The sequence below is a fragment of the Flavobacterium sp. genome (assembly GCF_030146175.1).
Lineage (GTDB): Bacteria > Bacteroidota > Bacteroidia > Flavobacteriales > Flavobacteriaceae > Flavobacterium.
This window is the reverse complement of the sequence record NZ_JASLCE010000040.1, coordinates 55,445-74,705: the sequence shown is the minus strand read 5'-3', so window position 1 is coordinate 74,705 and position 19,261 is coordinate 55,445. Positions and strand designations below refer to the sequence as shown.

Genomic DNA, 19,261 nt, shown 5'->3' with positions numbered 1-19,261 from the left:
CCTGTTCCCGCTACTCAGGAAGCCCCATCAACATTTTGATGGGGCTTTTTTGATTTAAACCTACCCCTTTCCCCTAAAAGAAATAGCCTGAGAATACTAACACACAGCACGGAATAGAGCAATAGGCCGCCGCGGACAAAGGTTCGAGTCCTGTTCCCGCTACTCAGGAAACTCCTATATTTTTATAGGGGCTTTTTTTAATTTAAACCTACCCCCTTTCCCCTAAAAGAAACAGCCTGAGAATACTAACACACAGCACGGAATAGAGCAATAGACAACTCGTTCAGGCTCATATCCGCCACGGTGGACACAGGTTCGAGTCCTGTTCCCGCTACTCAGGAAGCTCTTATATTTTTATAGTTTTTTTTATTTATAACACTTTAGATATGGAAGAATTTGTTGTTTATATCCTTTACTCCGAAAAGTTTAATAAAACATATACCGGCTTTACTTCTAATTTAATTCAAAGATTTAAGTCCCACAATTCCCTTGCGACAAAAGGGTTTACTATAAAATTTAGGCCTTGGGAAGTAATTTATGTTGACTTCTTTACTTCTAAAACTGAAGCTCTAAAAAGAGAAAAGTATTTGAAGACCGGGAAGTGATCAATGATAAAGGACATTGGATATAAAAGGTGGAAAATGAGGTCTTTTATCGAGTACTAATAAGGTGTTAATTCCCCCATTTACAATTCTGTAGCACCATATGAAGACAAATTGGTATTCTACAATCAACAGTCAGAAAACGGGACGATACTGGATATCAAAAACACGGTCACTATATCATTGGATCCCAAAAATCGAAACCATTGATAATTTTAGTGTTAATTCGAAACAAACAACTTACGCATTATTACTCAAAAAATGCTTTTGGATACACCACAACTCCCGACACTTCTTTTAGTGCTCCGGGAATCAATTCAATCAGCATACAGTTTTCTTCAGGAACATCAAAAGGCAATCGTATTCCATATTGACTTGTCATTTGATAACCAAACTTTGGATAATACTTTTCATGTCCCAATAAAATAACCGAACCAAAACCCATTGTACGGGCTTTGTCATGTGCCGCCCGAATCAACTGACCTCCGACTCCTTTTTTCTGGAAATCCTGTAAAACAGCCACAGGCGCCAATGCCAATGATTCGGTTTCGACTCCATTATTGGCTTTGATCACTATTTTCGTCAGTAAAATATACCCTACAATTTTACCTTCTAACACTCCAACAATAGACAACTCCGGTACGAAAGCATCCGAATTCCGCAAGCGTTCCACCAAAAACTGTTCCCGGTGATCACTAAATACAACATTTTCAAAAGCATTTTCAATGAGCTTAAAAACCGCTTCAAAATCATTTTTATCTTCTTTCCTTATTTCTAATTGCATCATCCTTTATTTTAGTATATAATCTACCATTTTTTTGCTATTCGTGCATTTTTATCCATTCAACACTGTCATTTTCCTTCAGTTTTATAACCATCGATTTGGTTTGTAATGGCAGAATAAACATCCGTTTTTGACGAATGGTATAAAACAAATAATCACTATCTGTGCGATCCGGCGCACCCAATAGTTCCAGAATTGCTTTCTTTTTCAGTTTTTTCAACTTCTTATTATTGATCAGATCGTCAACCATTTTATCTCTATAGGCATACGCTTCATCGTTGGTTACACGCCACCGTTCTTTATCAAATGTCATTTCGGTCTTTTCTGGCTCTTTATCCGTATTGGTTTTATCCCTATTTTGGCAAGATAGTCCACTTACAACCAGAAACAGCAGCAGCAATCGTGTTTTCATAATCGGATAATTCTATGTGTCGTAAACGAAAATACATAACTTTTCTAAAAATACAACATACTCAAAATGGGACATTTAAACTATTTCCCTACAAGTAGTCAAATCAGCCCTAGAAGACGTAAATTAAAGTCGTCGCATTGCGATTCAATATCCTTAGATGTATCTTTGATTTATGCTTGATGTTTACAAGTTTACTATCGTAGTACTATCTCTCCTTGATATATATTTTGCACAAGAACACCCGAAAATCTTTCCCGAAAAGCATTCAGACTAAAAAATAAAGCAATAGTTCAAATTCAACTGAATTATTCCTGGTCAATGCACATACAATCACAGATAAAATCTCCTTCAAAAGCCCAACATAGAGGATTTATCACTTTTGCTATTGACAACAAAACGTATATTAACTTAAATAGTATCATCATGATTCGTAAATTATTACTAGTATCTACACTTTTATCTTTACTATTGTTTGTAAATTGTCAGGAAGACGATTTTTTACAAGAACAAAACGAACCTATTTCGACTTCAAAATTGGCCGCCTCTACTGCCAAATCCAGTTTTTCCTTTATGTCGAATTATGCCAATGAAAAAATTCATATAACCAACTCAAAACAAGAGGCTTTTAAAATATGTTCTGAGCTTGATTTTTTTAATGTTTGGAGCCTATATGCCATCGTCTACAACAATACAGACAAAGATTTAATTTTCAAAAAACAAATAGCATGGGGAAATAGTTTTTTTATAAATACTGCTCCTTACACTATTCCTCCAAAAAAATATGCTATTATTTATTCCGGAACCATAAATGCTTTACAAACAGGCGTATACAGCGAATTCATTTATCAATATGAGAATATTACGACATGCTTTGGCTCCTATTTGCCCCAGTGGCATTTAGGTATGAGTTGTAGAAGTAGTAATGTGCTGGTGAATTTTTCGGAATTCAATAATGTAGAATTAAACTACCATAGCAGACCTACTATGACGAAACGACTGGGTAATCTTGAAATCTCCGGAAAAATCACACCACTTTCCTACGGACCTCATTATGCAGAGTTTACCATTAGTACTTTATCCAATCTAAACAATTCTCTTAATACATTAGACTATATCACTAGCGATTATGAATCTGCCCGTAAAATGGTTGACGGATTGAAAAAGGCTTACGGAACAGCTCTAACCGCTAAAATTATAATTCATAACAAAAGTGACAAGAACTTAGTTTATAAAGACCGAAGTTCATGGTACGGCAGTAGCTTTTTCTCTAAGCAACCATCCGTAATTCCAGCTCATAAGTACGCCGTAATTCTGGCACAACATAAGTCTCAGAGTGCTACCGGAGTATACAATGAGCTAACTTATAAACATGGCAAACAAGATATCAGCTTTGGAACTTATGTCCCATGGTCATGGGCATATACCAATAATGTATTGGTTGATTTTAAAGAAATCAACTATGGTAATTTGAGTTATAACAGTACCCGACCTTCGATACACAGAACACACAATGGACTTCGATTAACCGGACATATCGATAAAGGAGACAGTCCTCATGTACTTTTCACTGTCGAAAAACAGTAAATACTACTATTTAAAAATCTTGTAAAACATTTTTATACAATAAAAATAACCTGTCAGAAAATAATAAATCTGGCAGGTTATTTTGTTATTTAGGTCGTATCTATAAGTATTAGAAACCTACTCGTTTGTTTAAATCAGGAAAAATAACTGAAACGCTTTTAAAGCAGTTTTACATTAGTTATTCTAAAAACAACGATATGGAAATTCGTAAACCGGGATCGCCTAGTATTACGAAACCCGGTTGTCATTACATACTTATTGTAAATTCTTTATACTTTTAAATTAATACAAAGTTGTTGAAGCCGACATAACCGATCCGGTTGATATGTTTTCTTTTACCACTTCTCCATTAACAATGATTTGTACTTTAAGTGTCCCTGTTTCTCCCTGTGTCGCTACAGTAGCCGATCCTCCAAACGAAATCGCTTGTACCGATGCCGGCATGCTGATTTCCGGACTTTCCCATGTAGTTGCATTTATATCCGTATGGGTTGTCATATCCCCTTGTGCATTGGTATAGGCAATAACATCAATTTTTGCATTATCGGACGCAATTGCTTTATAACGTACCATTTTGCTACTTCCTCCTGTTGCATTACCTGAACCGTCTCCATCGCTGCTACACGATGTAGAAATCAATCCGAAGGCCATGGTCAATACTAACGTCGTTAAAATCTTCTTTCTCATAATATAAAATGTCTAAATGGTTATAATCTTTTACTGAAGCAAAGTTAGATTCCTGTCAAAACAGCAACAATCGCAGAAAATGAGTATTTTTTTCTAATGGTTTTCCAGTATTTTATTCCCTTTGCATGGCTTTTTGCGATGTTTTTCCAATCTTTGAAGGATTTTATATCTTTAAAAAGAATGTTTTTAGAGGAAAATTCTTATTTTATCATCCGAAAAAATTAATATATTCCATGCAACGGTTCCTAGTTCCCCGTAGACTATTATGGCTATTCTTTATACTACACGGTTTTTTATTTTCCGTTACGGCACAACAGTTATTACCCGTTAATGAAAAAACCTATGCTGATAGTCTTCATCAGATTGTTTATTCCAGATCCGTCGATAGTATTAAAGCCAATGCCAGTTTTTTGCTTTCCGATTACTGGCGAGCCAAAGACACCGTTAAAAGTCGGATGTTCCTGACCAAAGGCAAACAACTGGCCGCTAAGAATTCCTATCTAAATGCTTTGTATTTTTTTTATGAAGGACAACATCTTTCGGCAATCAATCCGGAAAAAGCACAATTATCACTACGCAAAGCCACTCAAAAACTAACGGCATTCCGAACAGCCGCCAGTTATGAAACTGCAGCTGCAGCCTGGTACAACTATGCTATTCTTCAACGTAACAAAAAAGGAGATTCATTTGTAATCGACATCCTGTTAAACAAATCAATTCCACTGGCGCAACAGTCTGGTAAATCCGAAAAAATGGCGCATTATTATTCGCAACTGGGAACCCTTTTTATGTATAATGCTCAGTTTGATAAAGCGGAAGCCTATAACAAAAAAGCAATCGGTTTACTCGAAAAAAATAAGCCGGGATCTTCCGAACTCATGCTTGCCTACCTCGGTGCGGTGAGTAATTTTATTTATAAAGGCGATAATGAAACGGCCAAAATAATGTTGGATAAGGCCAAAGTCATTTTGGAACCGCATAAAGAATCGACACAGTACCCCTATTATTACTATAACGAAGGCTTGTATCTTATTTCGAAAGGCTACTTTAACAACGCTATTAAAAGTCTCGATAAAGGAATTGTTCTCGCTCAAAGCCTAAACCAATCCACCTTACTCCAAATGCTTACTTTCAGAAAGTATGATATTTACCTGCAATTGGAAGAATATAAAAATGCCCGGGATCTTTTATTAAAGCTTTTAAAAGAGGGGAATCTGGCGACCGAAGTAAACAATCGGAAAATGTTTTATACCCAATTGGCCTCTGTTAATGAAAAAATGGGGAATCTGAAAGAAGCCTATCAATGGCAAACAAAGTACAGTCAGCTAAGCGACAGTATTAATAACAGTAAACTCAAAGAAAAAATCAACGAACTGGAAGTCCAATTTCAAAATGCTGAAAACCAGAAAAAAATCACAGCTTTGGAAACCGATAAAAAAGAAGCAGACCTCGCAGCCCGTAACAACCGACTTTTTAGCAGTTTGCTCGGTGCATCAGCCTTATTTTTTCTGGCGATTGCCGTATTAGCTTTTGCTTTCTATCGGAATCAGAAAAAACTATCGGAACAAAAAGAAATCAATCACCAGCAACAGTTAAAAGAGTTACATCAACAACAACTTTTATCCACGACAGAAGCCATGTTGGAAGGCGAAGAGCGGGAACGTCGAAGAGTAGCCCGTGACCTTCATGACGGCTTAGGGGGAATGCTTGCCGGAATCAAAATAAAACTATCCGGTGAAATGAGCGATACTAAAAAAAATCCGAATCCGGTAGAAATTCAAAAAATCATCGGTCAACTCGACAATGCTGTTACCGAATTGCGTCGTATTGCCCGTAATATGATGCCGGAAACATTGCTCCGATTTGGCTTAGAAACAGCCTTAAAAGACCTATGTGAATCTCTCGAATCTCAGGATAGCTCCATCAGTTACGAGTCTTTTAATATTGATCCCGAAATGGAAATCGCCACTCAGGTAATTATTTATCGTATTATTCAGGAGGCACTATCCAATGCCATTCGTCACGCAAATGCCGGAAACATTATGGTACAATGCAGTCAAAATGAGAAAACGTTCTTTATCACAGTAGAAGACGATGGCACCGGTTTTGACAAAAGTATTCTGGAACAGAAAAAAGGAATTGGAGTTACCAATATTCAAAATCGGGCAAAATATCTAAACGGAACGGTTGAACTTCATTCGGCTCCTGGCGAAGGAACCACAATAAACATCGAATTACATGTCTGACTCTTCAAAAATTATTCTGGCTATTGTAGATGATCATCCAATTGTGATCGAAGGTCTAAAGACGCTATTAAAAAGCGATTCCCGCATAACTGCCGTTAGTTTTACTAATGGCCAGTCATTTCTCGATTTTCTGGAAAATAATCAAGTGGATATTGTATTACTCGACATTATGCTTCCCGACTACCACGGGATTGAACTTTGTAAAATCATTAAGAAAAAAACACCTGAAACGGTTATTTTAGGGCTGAGTAATCAGGCGGAACGAAGTATTATGATGCAACTACTTCAAAACGGAGCTGGTGGTTATGTACTAAAAAATGCTGATGCCAATGAGTTACTAAACTGTATTTCGGAAGCTTTAGAGGGGAAATTGGCTTTTAGCAAAGAAGCAAAGGAGATCATGATGAAACCATCCCAAAACGAATGGAAAGCCATTCCTGTATTGACAAAAAGAGAAAAACAGATCTTACAAAAAATCGCTAATGGTGCAACCACCGTTACCATAGCCGATGAATTATTTGTAAGTCCGCTTACCGTTGAAACCCATCGTCGTAATCTTCTTCAAAAATTTGGTGCTAAAAATGTTGCGGAGCTCATTAAAATGGCTGTTGAATATAGGTTTCTGTAAAAGAATTGTAGCGTTATACTCCTTTCCTTTAAAGTTTTGATTATGAAAACGACATCGAAATTGATCATTATATTAATAGCTTTCCTGAAAAAACGCAGACACTGCTGAAACAGCTTCGCAATAGCATTCAAGAAATCCTTCCGAAAGCAGAAGAGGCAATCAGCTATGGTATACCTATATTTTTGATAGATCAAAATCATTGTAAACTAAAATAGTTAAGAGACATCCTGTCTTAAAACTAACCCCCCAATTAATTTTAAGACTATAAAGGATGCCTCTTTAACAACTGTTTAACCCCAAAAAACTTTATCTTAAATAATTGATATAAACAATTATGTTGTATTTTTTTAAAGCACCTTCCCGACTTAAAACAGTTGAGAGACATCCTATCTTTAAAACTAACTCCCCCAATTAATTTCAAGACTGTAATGGATGTTTCTCTAACAACTGTTTAACCCCAAAAAACTTTATTCAAATAATTTATAAAAACTACTAAACTATATTCCTAATCATTAGCAAAATGAGCTTAAATAGTTAAGAGACACCCTAATCTTTAAAACTAACTCCCCCAATCAATTCCAAGAATACAACGGGTGTCTCATTAACAACTGTTTAACCCCAAAAAACTTTATTTTTAAGTAATTATGAAAAAATAATTAAGCTAATAATTGATCCTTAATAGGACATTTTCTCTTCAATCGGACACAAATCTTAAATAAAGATTGTCACTATTTTTAACGCTTTAAAAGCTTCTGAAATCGACTTTAATATTTGTATTCCAGTCAATTTCTGAATCATTCACAAGGCAAAGTAACCGCAAAAAAAACAACGAAAGAAAAAATCGACTACGCAGCTATACACAAGAATAAAAAAAATTATAAAATACTAAAAATCAACAATTTAAATTTATTATTTATTATTTTTTGAGTGGGTTTGCGTATGCTATTTTTTGAATTCACAGAATACTTGAAAAGCAATTAAAATATTCTATTTTCAGTATAAAAAATGATTTAAAATAAAAAACAAAAAGACACTGTTAATTTTTATACATTTATACAACAAAAAACAAAAAATTATGGAAATTAACTTTTTAGCGCTACTATTAGCCGCATTATCTACTTTGGTAGTTGGATTTATATGGTATAATCCGAAAGTTTTCGGTACCATTTGGATGAAAGAAGCCCATTTAACAGAAGAGCAAGTAAAAACAGGCAATATGGCTGTTATATTCGGAATGGCTATTGTCTATGCTTTCTTTATTTCTTTTATCCTTCAGATGCTAACGATTCACCAATTCGGAGCTTTAGGAATGATAGGCGGCGATCCTTCAGTAGCCAAACCATCGTACCAAGCCTTTATGACCGATTACGGGGATGCTTTCCGCACTTTTAAACACGGAATGTTACACGGCTTTTTTGCCGGCTTATTTTTTGCCTTACCTGTAGTAGGAACCGGCGCCCTTTTTGAACGCAGATCCTGGAAATATACGCTGATTGCCGGTGGTTTCTGGGTCGTTAGCTGTATGATTATGGGAGGAATAATTTGTGCTATGAAATAGAAAATTTTATCTTTTAACACTTATTTATATACTAATCGCTCTACATTTGTGGAGCGATTCATTTTTTGTGATAACAGACTTTACCTATAAAATTTATACTACTGCCAGCGAACTCCCCGAAAATTGGGACGATATCGCTGTTTCTAATATTTTTCTTAGCAAAGCGTATAGTACCGTTCTGGAAAAATCGGCTCCTGCCAATATGGTTTGTCATTATATCGGCCTATACCAACAAGACGAATTATGCGGAATTGCCTTATCGCAGTTTTTGGATTTAAACAAAGTCGAATCGTTTGGCGAAAGGGATAACTGTTTTAAAACATCGGCCCGCAATTTTGTGTTCCGAAACTTTAGTGCGCATGTGCTCTTTATCGGAAACAACATGCTTACCGGTCAGAATGCTTTTGTTTTAAACGAAAAAATGGAACCGTCGCAAGCCATTACACTATTATTACAGGCTACAAAAGCATTAAAGGAACACTTCCGAAAACAAAAAACAAAGATCCATTTGACCGTTTTTAAGGATTTTTCCGAATACGATACCGCTTCTTTTGCGATTCCCGAATTTGCTTCATTTTACCGGTTTACCACTCAACCCAATATGCTTTTTAACATCCCGGAAAACTGGCATCACGAAACGGATTATGTAGAGGCACTAACAAAAAAATACCGGGATCAATACAAAAGAGCGCGAAAAAAGGCAACAGACATTGTGAAACAAAAGTTTAGTCTGGATGACATCCAAAAGCATTCCGACACCATTCATTGTTTGTATCAGAATGTAGCGCGTAATGCGCCTTTTAATACTTTTTTCCTGGCCGAAAATCATTTTTTTAAGCTCAAGAAATTATTGGGTGATCGGTTTTTATTTTACGGTTATTTTCTGGATAATAAACTGATCGGTTTTAATACACTGATAAAAAACGGCTCAACCATCGACACGTATTTTCTGGGATATGATGACGAACACCAACGGGAAAAGATGCTGTATCTGAATATGCTTTACGATATGGTTGGCTATTCGGTAAACAAAGGCTATACGAAGATTGTTTTTGCCCGTACAGCTCTTGAAATCAAGAGTTCGGTAGGTGCAAAACCGCAGGAAATGTTTGGCTATATTCAGCACGAGAATGCTTTTATCAACCGTTATATTTCAAAACTATTCCGTTCACTGGAACCGGAAACCCTTTGGCAGGAACGCAATCCGTTTAAATAAAAAAGAGCGGCTATAAACCACTCTTTTTCTATTTCTAGCTATTGCTTTCTATTTCTTCCTGAACATTTTCCCATTCTTCCAAAAGCTGTTCTAATTCTTTTTTCTTCTTTTCATAGGCTGTAAAAAAAGACGCATCCTGCATTAGTTTTTCGTAGTGTTCTGCCAGCGCTTTATCGTCTTTTCGGATTTCTTTTTCCAGTTCCTGAACCTGACTTTCAATTTTACTCAGCTTGTTCTGAAGGGCTTTTTGTTTCTTTTGCTCTTCATACGAAAGGGCTTTATTGTCTTTTTGTACCACCGTTTCTTTGGCAACGTCTTTCTTCTCTACATCACGCATGTTTTGTACATTACGCTGTTCTAAGAAGAAATTAATATCCCCCAGGTATTCCCGTATCTTCTGATCTTTGAATTCATAAACGATATTCGCCATTCCCTGTAAGAAATCACGGTCGTGGGATACCAGTAACAAGGTTCCTTCGAATTTCTGTAAAGCGGCCTTTAAAACGTTCTTAGACTTGATATCAAGGTGGTTTGTAGGCTCATCCATTACCAACACGTTAATCGGTTGTAATAACAGCTTACAAAGCGCCAATCGGTTGCGTTCTCCTCCTGACAGTACTTTTACTTTTTTCTCGACATCATCACCGCGGAATAAGAAGGCGCCCAACATATCGCGTACTTTCGAACGATTGCTGTCCGTTGCCGCTTCGATCATGGTATCCAGAAGGGTTTTCTCGCCATCCAGATATTCGGCCTGATTTTGCGCAAAATACCCCAATTGTACGTTATGTCCGAGTTTGATGGTTCCTTCGTATTCGAATTCATTCACAATCGCTTTAATAAAAGTCGATTTCCCCTGACCGTTTTGTCCGACAAATGCGATTTTACTACCACGCTCGACCAATAACGAAATCTCTTTTAAGATGGTTTTCTCATCGTAACTTTTGGTCACGTGCTCGGCTTCAACCACTACACGACCCGGTGTAATAGATACCGGAAATGAAATACTCATTACCGAGTTATCATCTTCGTCAACTTCGATGCGTTCTACCTTATCCAGCTTTTTGATCAACGATTGCGCCATGGAAGCTTTTGAGGCTTTGGCCCGGAATTTTTCAATTAGTTTTTCCGTTTCTTCAATCTTTTTAGCCTGATTTTTTTGCGTAGCCAACTGCTTTTCACGGATTTCCTGACGTTGAATCAGGTATTCCGAATAAGGCTTACTGAAGTCGTATATTTTCCCTAATGAAATTTCAATGGTACGATTGGTTACATTATCCAAAAACATTTTATCGTGCGAAACAATAACGACTACACCCGGGAAGTTTCGAAGGAAACTTTCCAACCAGATGATACTCTCGATATCCAAGTGGTTCGTAGGCTCATCCAGTAATAATATGTCGTTTGTTTGCAATAATAATTTGGCCAATTCGATACGCATCCGCCATCCACCGGAAAAGGTATCCGTTAGCTGATCAAAATCGTCGCGTTTAAAACCCAATCCCAACAATACTTTTTCGGTATCGCCCACATAGTTATAACCGCCTAATATTTCGTAATGATGTGTTACATCGCTTAACTGTTCGATAAGTTCCGAATAGCTTTCACTTTCATAATCGGTACGCGTCACTAACTGATGGTTGATTTCTTCCATCTTTAGCTCTGCGTTTTTTATATCCTCAAAAGCCTGATAGGCTTCCTCCAGAACGGTTCTTCCTTTTACAAAGTCGATGTCCTGCTTTAGAAAACCAAGTTTTACTTCTTTTTCTGTAGCTATACTTCCAGAATCGGGGCCTAATTCCCGCGATAGGATTTTGAGCATGGTCGATTTTCCGGCTCCGTTCTTTCCAACAAGCCCAACGCGATCCCCCGCTCCCAGTCGGAAAGTAACTTCCTCAAACAGGTACGTTCCCCCGAAAGAAACCGATAAATTGTGTATATTTAGCATAATTTTGTTACAAAGGCTACAAAGGTAATTTTTTAAAGACGTACCTTTACTAAAATTTTTACAAATGTTTAAAAAAGGAAGCAAACTCAACAGCATTTTAACGGGTAGTTGCCCAAAATGCCAGGAAGAAAACATGTATGTAGAGAAAAATCCGTATAAACTGAGTCATGTTTTTACCATGCACGAAAAATGCAGTCATTGCGGAACCTATTATAAGATCGAACCGTCTTTCTTTTACGGTGCGATGTATGTGAGTTATGGTGTTGGTATTGCTTTTGGAGTAGCGGCATTTGTTATTTCCCATATTTTTCTGGGAACCAGTCTTAAAACCGCATTTATAGCCATTATTGCAACTCTAATCGTTTTTATGCCGGTGATTATGCGTTTGTCCCGAAACATCTGGATCAACATTTTTGTGCATTACGACAAAGACTGGAAACAGCATCTTGATAAAAACGACACGGTATAAGCTTAGGAATCCAAACGGATTCCTAATTTTTTATAAAAACGTTTGATGTCTATCTGAGCATCTAATGCCATTTTCTTTTCGATCGATTCAAAGAGTTTATCCGCCAGAAATGGTCCTAACATTACACCGCGGGTTCCGAGTCCGTTTAACAGGTGTACATTAGGATAGACATGATGCGTTCCAACGAGCGGGCGCCGGTCTTTTACCGTTGGTCGTACACCGGCAAAATGGTCGACAATTTCGAATTCGCAATCGATCAGTGTTTTGAGTTCTTCCACTAATTCCTGTTTTCCGGCTTCGGTTGGCAAATCGGTTTTATCATCCCAATTATACGTTGCGCCTACTTTAAACAAATCGTTACCGATAGGAAGGATAAAAATACTGGATTTTAAAACCACATCCAGGTTTAAGTCCGGTGCTTTAATGACCAATAATTCGCCTTTGGTTCCATCTAATGGCAGATGATTAAAAAACGGATTGTGAATCATCCCGAAACCTTCCGCAAAAACAATATGTCGCGCAGATAATGTCTCATATTGTACAAAATCGTCATGGATTACCAATTTCGAATGATCGAAGTGTGTTTTAAGCAACAGCTTGTTTTCTTCGAGATAACGATTATAGGAATTCAACAATACAGCCGTATCGACATAACCCGTCATACGTACTTCTCCAAAGCCGAAATCGGACGTAATCGATTGGTATTTCCGATGAATTATATCGGCTGACAGATATGGTGCCAGATTCGGTTTATCGGCCGCATGAAACCAATTGTTCTGTTCTTCTATGGAAGCAAACTTCCGGTAGATTGGTATTTTAAAATCAAATTCCGCACCGATTCTTTTGGCGATAGCCGCATAAAAAGGCAAGCCGTAGTCCAATTGCTCAGTGGCCATCCAAACCTGGCTAAAACGTTTTAAAATAACCGGATTATACAATCCTCCCGCCACTCGCGACGACGATGTGGAATTATCTTCCAATACCCTAAAGGTTTTTCCGTTTTGCAATAGCGTTTCTGCGAAACAAATACCGGCAATTCCGGAACCAACAATCAAATAATCTACCATACTACAAAAATAAAAAACTCTTACCGGTTGGGTAAGAGTTTTTATGAAATTGGAGAAATTATTTTTTAGTAATTCCACATATCCTGTTCGAAATTGCGGATTTTTTCTTTTACACGTTCTGATTCCAATAATTGCATCTGTGCATTTTCTTTTACGTACTCGTCAATTTGTCTATCTCCATAAACGTTTTCTTCTCTGTAAATCACACCGCTGAAGCGTCTTGAATTTAACAGGTGGTCGAACGTAATTGGCATTGCCGAGTTTTTATCGTTAAAGGCTTTGCTACTGTGTAACACATCTCTTGCCGATGGGAAGTAAACCCAGAACAAATCAATGTATTCTTTCTCCTCTTTGTCCATTGTATACACGTCCGGAACAATTGGGCAAATTCCTAAAATACGGTATTTTAATTCTCCCTGACGGGTGTCGAAATACCAGTATCCTACAACTTTATAATCGGATACGTGAACTGCTGCGATTTCTGTTTTGTTGATATACTCTTCAGAAATTTTAGCACCAGCTTTTTTCTGTTTTGCCGTGAAGCTGTTGTACTGCTCTTTACCGGCATCAGTTGTATCGATTCTGAATAGGGAAGCTTCGATATCTTTTAATGATTTTTTAGTTGTAAAATAACTATCATCATAGATTTCAGTAAGCTTACCTGACTTAATTCCTTCTACCAACACATCGTATAATGGTTTTCTATCCGGACCTAAGTTCCCCTCAATAGGGTAATACAATGGGAAGTTAACTCTTTCATCAAGGTCGATAATTTCCCAAATCTTTTTTCCCATTAATACATCACGATCATCCACATATCCGTAAGGTAGCGGCTTGTCGTTATCTGCATTTAACTGTGCTGCGGTTTTTTTACCGATCTCAGCCGGGGTTTTTGCATTTAAAAGATTAGACTGTGCAAAAGTTGCAATTGAGCTAAAAGTAAATGCAATTACTAATGAAAAATTTCTCCAATTCATTTTTTATTCTTTATATACTATTTAAGTAATTATAAACTCAAACTTGGTCGTTTTTATTGTACTTCAAATGTACAAGGTGCAACTCTTTTTGGCATTTGATCTAAACCAACGAATTTAGCTTTGATCTCAGAGATAACAACGATATCACCTCTTCCGGCTTTAGCAATAGCAGCTTTTGCTCTTGCATCCATTTTGTTTCCGGAAACCACGATAGTTGGCTGACCTGGTACTTTGATGTTAAATTGTGTAACGTTAACACTTACTGGGAAATCGAAATCTTCTAATTCAGCAGAGATTGTACAAACCTCTAAGTTAGATTTAGCTCCTTTAGCAGCAACTTCACCACGGATTTTTCCAGTTGGAGAAGGTAATCCTTTAATACGGAATACTTCTTTACTGCTGAATGATTTTCCGTCAGGCATAGTAGCTGTAACGTTGATTGTTACATCACTTCCAGCACCTGGTGTAAGGTTGTACTGACCTGGTTTTCCAGCCGCAGCCATACCTGGAGCAGACGCTTTTACTTTATCAGAAGAGATACCTGGTACAGAAACCGAAATTGGATTCGCAACACCACGGTAAACAACTTTCATTTTATCAGCAGAAACGATAGCCTGGTTTGGCTTAGGAACTACTACATAGTTTCCTGCAATTTCGATTTCAACTGGTTTGTTGTCTTCCATAAAGGTAAATTTACCTTTAATATCTTTATCTCCAACGCTTCCAGCAGCCATTTTGAATACTGCAGATCCGTTTTCGATTGTTGTAGCAGCACCATTTACAGAAACTGCTGTTGGTACAGTAGACGCATCATAACGTCCTAATACCACACGTCCTGTAACTTGCTCTCCCTGGAAGAACGCTGATTTATCCATCATTACGAACGCTTTGTAATTTTTCATAGAAGCCGCTGCCATTGCAGTGTTTCCTAAAAATGCGTTGTAAAGTTCTGCTTCGATAACTTTTACGTCATTCTGCATAGCCGATAACTTCGTTAAAGAAGCGATTGATGGGAATCCTTTGTAGTTGTAATCTAAATATTTTTTAGTTACACCTTCTCCGTCTTTTACATCAGCAGTGTTGAATTTAGAATCAATTTCTGCGATGATAGATTTGTATTTTGCATCGTTTCCAAGTACCGCTTTCATATCAGCTCTGTACTTATCCATTGTGCTTACGATTTCTTTTCCTTTAGCAGAATATCCGTCACCACTAAACCAACCTTCGTCGATTTTGTCACCTTTATCCATTGCTTCGTAAGGAAGTTTTCCGTCTTTGTTTTTTTCAACTCCTGCAGTTGCATCAGCTTTTAATTTTCCAATGTAATCGTAGAAATTTTTAGTGATAACCGCTACCTGATCCGCTTTTTTCTTAGCCTCACCGAATTGAGTCGGGTTATCAGCAGCTTTAGTACCTAACGCGCTTAAAGTCGTTGAATTCGTTTCCGTAGCAGCTGTATTAGCTGTTTCGAATTTTTCATTCATCAAACCAAAAGCGGATAATACTTCTTTTGACATGTTTAATGCCAACATTGCGATGAAAACCAGGTACATCAGGTTAATCATCTTCTGTCTAGGGGTTAATTTTCCTCCTGCCATTTCTTTCTAATTAGTTTTAAAGATTAATAAATAATGCAACTAATTAGTTTCTGTTGCTCATTGCAGAAAGCATTCCGCCGTAAACGTTGTTTAATGAAGATAAGTTTGCAGTCAATGATTGCATTTGATCTTTTAATTTCAAGTTGTTTTCTGCAACTTCTTTGTTGATCTCTGCATTACGAGTAGCACTTTCTAATTGTACTTTGTACATGCTGTTTAATGATTCCATTTGAGCCGCAGCTAATGACATCTCTTCAGCATATTTTTTAGTAGAAGCAACTGAATCAACAGTTGGAGCAATTCCTTTAGCAGCAGCTTCGAAGTTTTTGATGCTGTTACCTAAGCTTGACATTAACTCACCGTCAATTTTAGCTTCTTTTAACATGTTGTCTAATTTCTGAGATAATAATCCTTGCGCTTCAGTTGGGTTTTCCGCTTTTTTCACATCTCTCTTTTTAGCTTCTCCACCTGCTAATTCAGGGTAAACTAAAGACCAATCTAATTCTTTTTCAACTGGATCGAAAGCTGATAATGCGAAGATGAAAGCCTCAACTCCAAGACCAATAATAAGCATCGGGCTCGCACCTGGCCAGTGCATAATTTTGAATAAAGCTCCAACGATTACAACTGCTGCCCCCATACCATAGGCAAAATTCATAACTTTTTTAGGTAGTGCCATAATAAAATAAAATTTTAGTTAGTTAAGTTAATTATAAATAAAAATTGGTTAAATTTTAAAATTGAGTTAAGTTGAATTATTTTGTGAATTTTAGTTCGGTCTGTTTCCGGTAGCTTGTGCCCCCATGTAATCCTGTACCGTTCTGAATCCGATATAACTTCTAGCTGTATCTGCATATTCGAAGTTACGTGTACCTACCTGTAAATAGTAAGAAACATCTTTCCAAGATCCACCACGAACTACTTTACGTTGGTTTTTGGCATCCGGAACATTTGGATTCATTGTCGACACATAGTCATATGCAGCTGCATCGTAAGATGAATCAGTCCACTCGGCTACGTTACCAGACATGTTGTACAAGTTGAAATCGTTTGGCTCGTATGATTTAGCTTCAACAGTGTAAAGCGCACCGTCAGCTGCATAATCTCCACGGCTTGGTTTGAAGTTTGCCAAATAACATCCTCTGTCATTGTGTGCATAAGGTCCACCCCAAGGGAAAGTTGCAGATTCTAAACCACCTCTGGCAGCATATTCCCATTCTGCCTCAGTTGGCAAACGGAATGAGTTCACCTGATCTCTTCCTTTTTTCTTTTTGATGTAGGAGTTTTTGTTTAACGTTCTCCAAGCACAAAATGCTTTCGCTTGTTTCCAGCTAACTCCAACTACAGGATAATCCCCATAAGCCTGGTGCCAGAAATAGTCATTGTGCATTGGTTCGTTATACGAATACGCGAAGTCTTTAATCCAAACGGTAGTATCCGGATAGATTAACTGATTTTCAGTTTTGATAAATTTACTTCTTTTAGATCTGCTACTTGTAGTGCTTTTATCTTTAGCAGCCGCCTGAATATCCATCCAGGTGTAACGGAATTTCAACTTCGAAACATCGAAAGTTCTCAAACCGTTATACGACTCGCTTGCAGGCAAATACAAAGAATCCATAACCTCAACATAATACTCATCCGGGTATTTTTGCGGGTCTTTATGTAACTTTACTTTTTTGTTAAGACGTCTTCCAGCATAAGGATCCTCATCAGTTCCTACACTGTAATAATTCTCATACATGTATTTGTCGTATGCAGACATTTTTGCAGGATCCTGGTCACTAAAAGCGAAATCTCCAATACTTCCACCTTTATTTCCTCCAGAACCTGGCTTCATACCCTGCTCATCAGCCAAGATAGCTAAACGAACACGGATTGTAGAATCTTTTACCCATTCGACAAACTGACGATACTCACTATTCGTAATCTCCGTCTCATCCATGTAAAAGGAACGAACTGTTACCGTTTTTGTCGGTGCGTCCTGAACGTTGGCTAAATCATCATCAGACTTACCCATGATAAAAGCGCCACCAGGAACCAAAGTCATACCATACGGCTTTTCCGGATGCCATTTCTTTCCTTTAACTCCTACTAGCTCACCTCTGTCGTTAGAACCACAGCTGAAAAATAAGGATACAACAGCTGTTAATGCAATGAACTTCTTCATATAAATTTGGGTTAATAGTATTTATATTTTTAAGGGCGTAAACCTATTTATTTATTTTCTAAAAAACAAAAATTTTATTAAAAAAAACTTAAAAAAAACAATAAAACACAATTTAGGGTTTAAATAAACGTTTTTTAAACATTCAACGTTACGAACACGTTAATTAAACCATATTTTTACGTTGCGCCTTCCACCATCTTTCGGGGATTTCATGGTTTGTTGCGCCCAAATAATCCTCATATGTGCAAGGTAATAACGTGTTTCTTTTTAATTTATTGTTAAAACTTGTTAAAAAGGGTATTTCTATCCACCATCTGTCCGTTTTATCGCTTTTATAGAAAATCAATTCTTCGTCTTCCAACGGCACAATATAGCGGGAATACTCCTCCCGACTTCCAAACGGATATTCTTTCGAACGGTAATGATATCCTTCCACAAAATACCATAAAATCTGTGCAATCAGCATCGCTTCTGCTTCGGTACTATTATGATTAAAAATACCAAAAGCAGACACCTTATCACTAATCCCCGCATAACGGGAAAGAATACAGATTTCTTTACCATTAAAACCATTTGGCATAAACTGGGTAAAGTTACCCGAGGCACTCGATTTGACCGAAGTCAGATCCAGACTGACTAAATCGGCATCGCGAAAAACCGGCTCTGCAATAGTCGAATTATTACTGATCTCTCCTAATCGATAGGCATCAAAATATAATTTCTCGATCAGGTCGATTTCTTCCTGCGAGTTAAAATAGGTCTGATACCCTACATTACTATAATTAAAGAGGTTGTTCGGTTCTTCAACGATCATTTTCGTTAAATACGAATGACCGGCCAATTGTTCTTCCTCTTTTCCAAAATCAAAACGATTGTCGATGGCAACAAGGTTTACCATTTGCTCCAACTGGTCGTATGCTCTATAGATGGCATAAGTCAGATCCTGAGAACCTCCGATTACTACCGGAATTACTTTATTCTTAATCAGATGCGCAACGGCTGTTTTCAATACATAATAGGTATCTTCGGAAGAACTTCCGGCGACAACATTCCCTAAATCGATAATTTCTGCGCCCCAGTTTCCCGGAAACAGCTGATAAAACGCTTTTCGGATCGCGGTTAGCTCGATTGTATCATTATGACCGGCAAATCCTCTGTTTTCAACAACACCAATAATAGCTATTGCTGCATTCTCTATATTAGGGAATTCCGTTTCGGTATGAAAGACCACTTTCCGACCTAAGGTCTGAACGTTTAATCCCTGAATAAATTCTAAAAATTCGGCATCAACCGGTTGAATATAATCAAATGCCAT

The 19,261-nt window shown here is 37.4% G+C and carries 18 protein-coding genes; 8 read left to right on the top strand and 10 right to left on the bottom strand.

Features of this window, described 5'->3' with window-relative positions; genetic code table 11:
* Nucleotides 1–386 precede the first annotated feature (386 nt).
* Entirely contained in the window at nt 387–605 is a 219-nt protein-coding gene (locus Q1R07_RS04745) for a GIY-YIG nuclease family protein (RefSeq protein WP_300486499.1), read from the top strand.
* Between the two features lie 247 nt (nt 606–852).
* On the opposite strand, the gene Q1R07_RS04740 is transcribed toward Q1R07_RS04745, so the two are convergent.
* Together Q1R07_RS04740 and Q1R07_RS04735 are read right to left on the bottom strand one after the other, a co-directional pair.
* Nucleotides 853–1,386, bottom strand: coding sequence for an N-acetyltransferase (locus Q1R07_RS04740; RefSeq protein WP_300486510.1), 534 nt, complete (start codon nt 1,384–1,386; stop codon nt 853–855).
* A gap of 37 nt (nt 1,387–1,423) precedes the next feature.
* Nucleotides 1,424–1,798: a hypothetical protein gene (locus tag Q1R07_RS04735; protein WP_300486496.1), complete on the bottom strand. Its 375-nt coding sequence runs from the start codon at nt 1,796–1,798 to the stop codon at nt 1,424–1,426.
* A 423-nt stretch (nt 1,799–2,221) separates the two neighbouring features.
* Between Q1R07_RS04735 and Q1R07_RS04730 the strand changes: the two genes are divergently transcribed.
* Nucleotides 2,222–3,382: a hypothetical protein gene (locus Q1R07_RS04730; protein ID WP_300486493.1), complete on the top strand. Its 1,161-nt coding sequence runs from the start codon at nt 2,222–2,224 to the stop codon at nt 3,380–3,382.
* Nucleotides 3,383–3,664: 282 nt separating this feature from the next.
* On the opposite strand, the gene Q1R07_RS04725 is transcribed toward Q1R07_RS04730, so the two are convergent.
* The gene (locus Q1R07_RS04725) at nt 3,665–4,069 is read right to left on the bottom strand and encodes a hypothetical protein (protein WP_300486490.1); all 405 of its coding nucleotides are present in this window, start codon (nt 4,067–4,069) and stop codon (nt 3,665–3,667) included.
* A 233-nt stretch (nt 4,070–4,302) separates the two neighbouring features.
* Here Q1R07_RS04725 and Q1R07_RS04720 point away from each other — a divergent pair, with 233 nt between their 5' ends.
* From Q1R07_RS04720 to Q1R07_RS04705, 5 genes are all read left to right on the top strand, one after another.
* Nucleotides 4,303–6,315, top strand: coding sequence for a sensor histidine kinase (locus Q1R07_RS04720; protein WP_300486487.1), 2,013 nt, complete (start codon nt 4,303–4,305; stop codon nt 6,313–6,315).
* Nucleotides 6,308–6,943 (top strand): response regulator transcription factor, encoded by a 636-nt coding sequence (locus Q1R07_RS04715; RefSeq protein ID WP_300486484.1) that lies wholly within the window; start codon nt 6,308–6,310, stop codon nt 6,941–6,943. The genes Q1R07_RS04720 and Q1R07_RS04715 overlap by 8 nt, the downstream gene beginning before the upstream one ends.
* Nucleotides 6,944–6,996: 53 nt before the next feature.
* Entirely contained in the window at nt 6,997–7,158 is a 162-nt protein-coding gene (locus Q1R07_RS16405) for a DUF1801 domain-containing protein (protein ID WP_366526334.1), read from the top strand.
* 860 nt (nt 7,159–8,018) lie between these two features.
* Nucleotides 8,019–8,501 carry a DUF1761 domain-containing protein gene (locus tag Q1R07_RS04710; RefSeq protein WP_300486481.1) on the top strand — a complete coding sequence of 161 codons (483 nt, stop codon included), beginning with the start codon at nt 8,019–8,021 and terminating at the stop codon, nt 8,499–8,501.
* A gap of 67 nt (nt 8,502–8,568) precedes the next feature.
* Complete coding sequence (locus Q1R07_RS04705; RefSeq protein ID WP_300486479.1) at nt 8,569–9,717, top strand: 8-amino-7-oxononanoate synthase; 1,149 nt, start codon at nt 8,569–8,571, stop codon at nt 9,715–9,717.
* 34 nt (nt 9,718–9,751) lie between these two features.
* Here the strand turns inward: Q1R07_RS04705 and Q1R07_RS04700 are convergent, their stop codons facing one another.
* Nucleotides 9,752–11,665 carry an ABC-F family ATP-binding cassette domain-containing protein gene (locus Q1R07_RS04700; protein WP_300486477.1) on the bottom strand — a complete coding sequence of 638 codons (1,914 nt, stop codon included), beginning with the start codon at nt 11,663–11,665 and terminating at the stop codon, nt 9,752–9,754.
* 64 nt (nt 11,666–11,729) lie between these two features.
* Between Q1R07_RS04700 and Q1R07_RS04695 the strand changes: the two genes are divergently transcribed.
* Nucleotides 11,730–12,134 (top strand): DUF983 domain-containing protein, encoded by a 405-nt coding sequence (locus Q1R07_RS04695; protein WP_300486475.1) that lies wholly within the window; start codon nt 11,730–11,732, stop codon nt 12,132–12,134.
* 2 nt (nt 12,135–12,136) lie between these two features.
* Here the strand turns inward: Q1R07_RS04695 and Q1R07_RS04690 are convergent, their stop codons facing one another.
* From Q1R07_RS04690 to Q1R07_RS04665, 6 genes are all read right to left on the bottom strand, one after another.
* Complete coding sequence (locus Q1R07_RS04690; RefSeq protein WP_300486473.1) at nt 12,137–13,201, bottom strand: FAD-dependent oxidoreductase; 1,065 nt, start codon at nt 13,199–13,201, stop codon at nt 12,137–12,139.
* Between the two features lie 65 nt (nt 13,202–13,266).
* Nucleotides 13,267–14,178, bottom strand: a complete 912-nt coding sequence (gldN, locus tag Q1R07_RS04685; protein ID WP_300486471.1) for a gliding motility protein GldN — start codon at nt 14,176–14,178, stop codon at nt 13,267–13,269.
* 53 nt (nt 14,179–14,231) lie between these two features.
* On the bottom strand, nt 14,232–15,776 hold the full coding sequence (gene gldM, locus Q1R07_RS04680) for a gliding motility protein GldM (protein ID WP_300486469.1): 1,545 nt from the start codon (nt 15,774–15,776) through the stop codon (nt 14,232–14,234).
* A gap of 43 nt (nt 15,777–15,819) precedes the next feature.
* Nucleotides 15,820–16,458 carry a gliding motility protein GldL gene (gldL, locus tag Q1R07_RS04675; protein WP_256553045.1) on the bottom strand — a complete coding sequence of 213 codons (639 nt, stop codon included), beginning with the start codon at nt 16,456–16,458 and terminating at the stop codon, nt 15,820–15,822.
* An 87-nt stretch (nt 16,459–16,545) separates the two neighbouring features.
* Nucleotides 16,546–17,946: a gliding motility lipoprotein GldK gene (gene gldK, locus Q1R07_RS04670; protein WP_300486467.1), complete on the bottom strand. Its 1,401-nt coding sequence runs from the start codon at nt 17,944–17,946 to the stop codon at nt 16,546–16,548.
* A 163-nt stretch (nt 17,947–18,109) separates the two neighbouring features.
* A complete protein-coding gene (locus tag Q1R07_RS04665; protein ID WP_300486465.1) occupies nt 18,110–19,261 on the bottom strand; it encodes a formimidoylglutamase in 1,152 nt (383 codons plus the stop codon).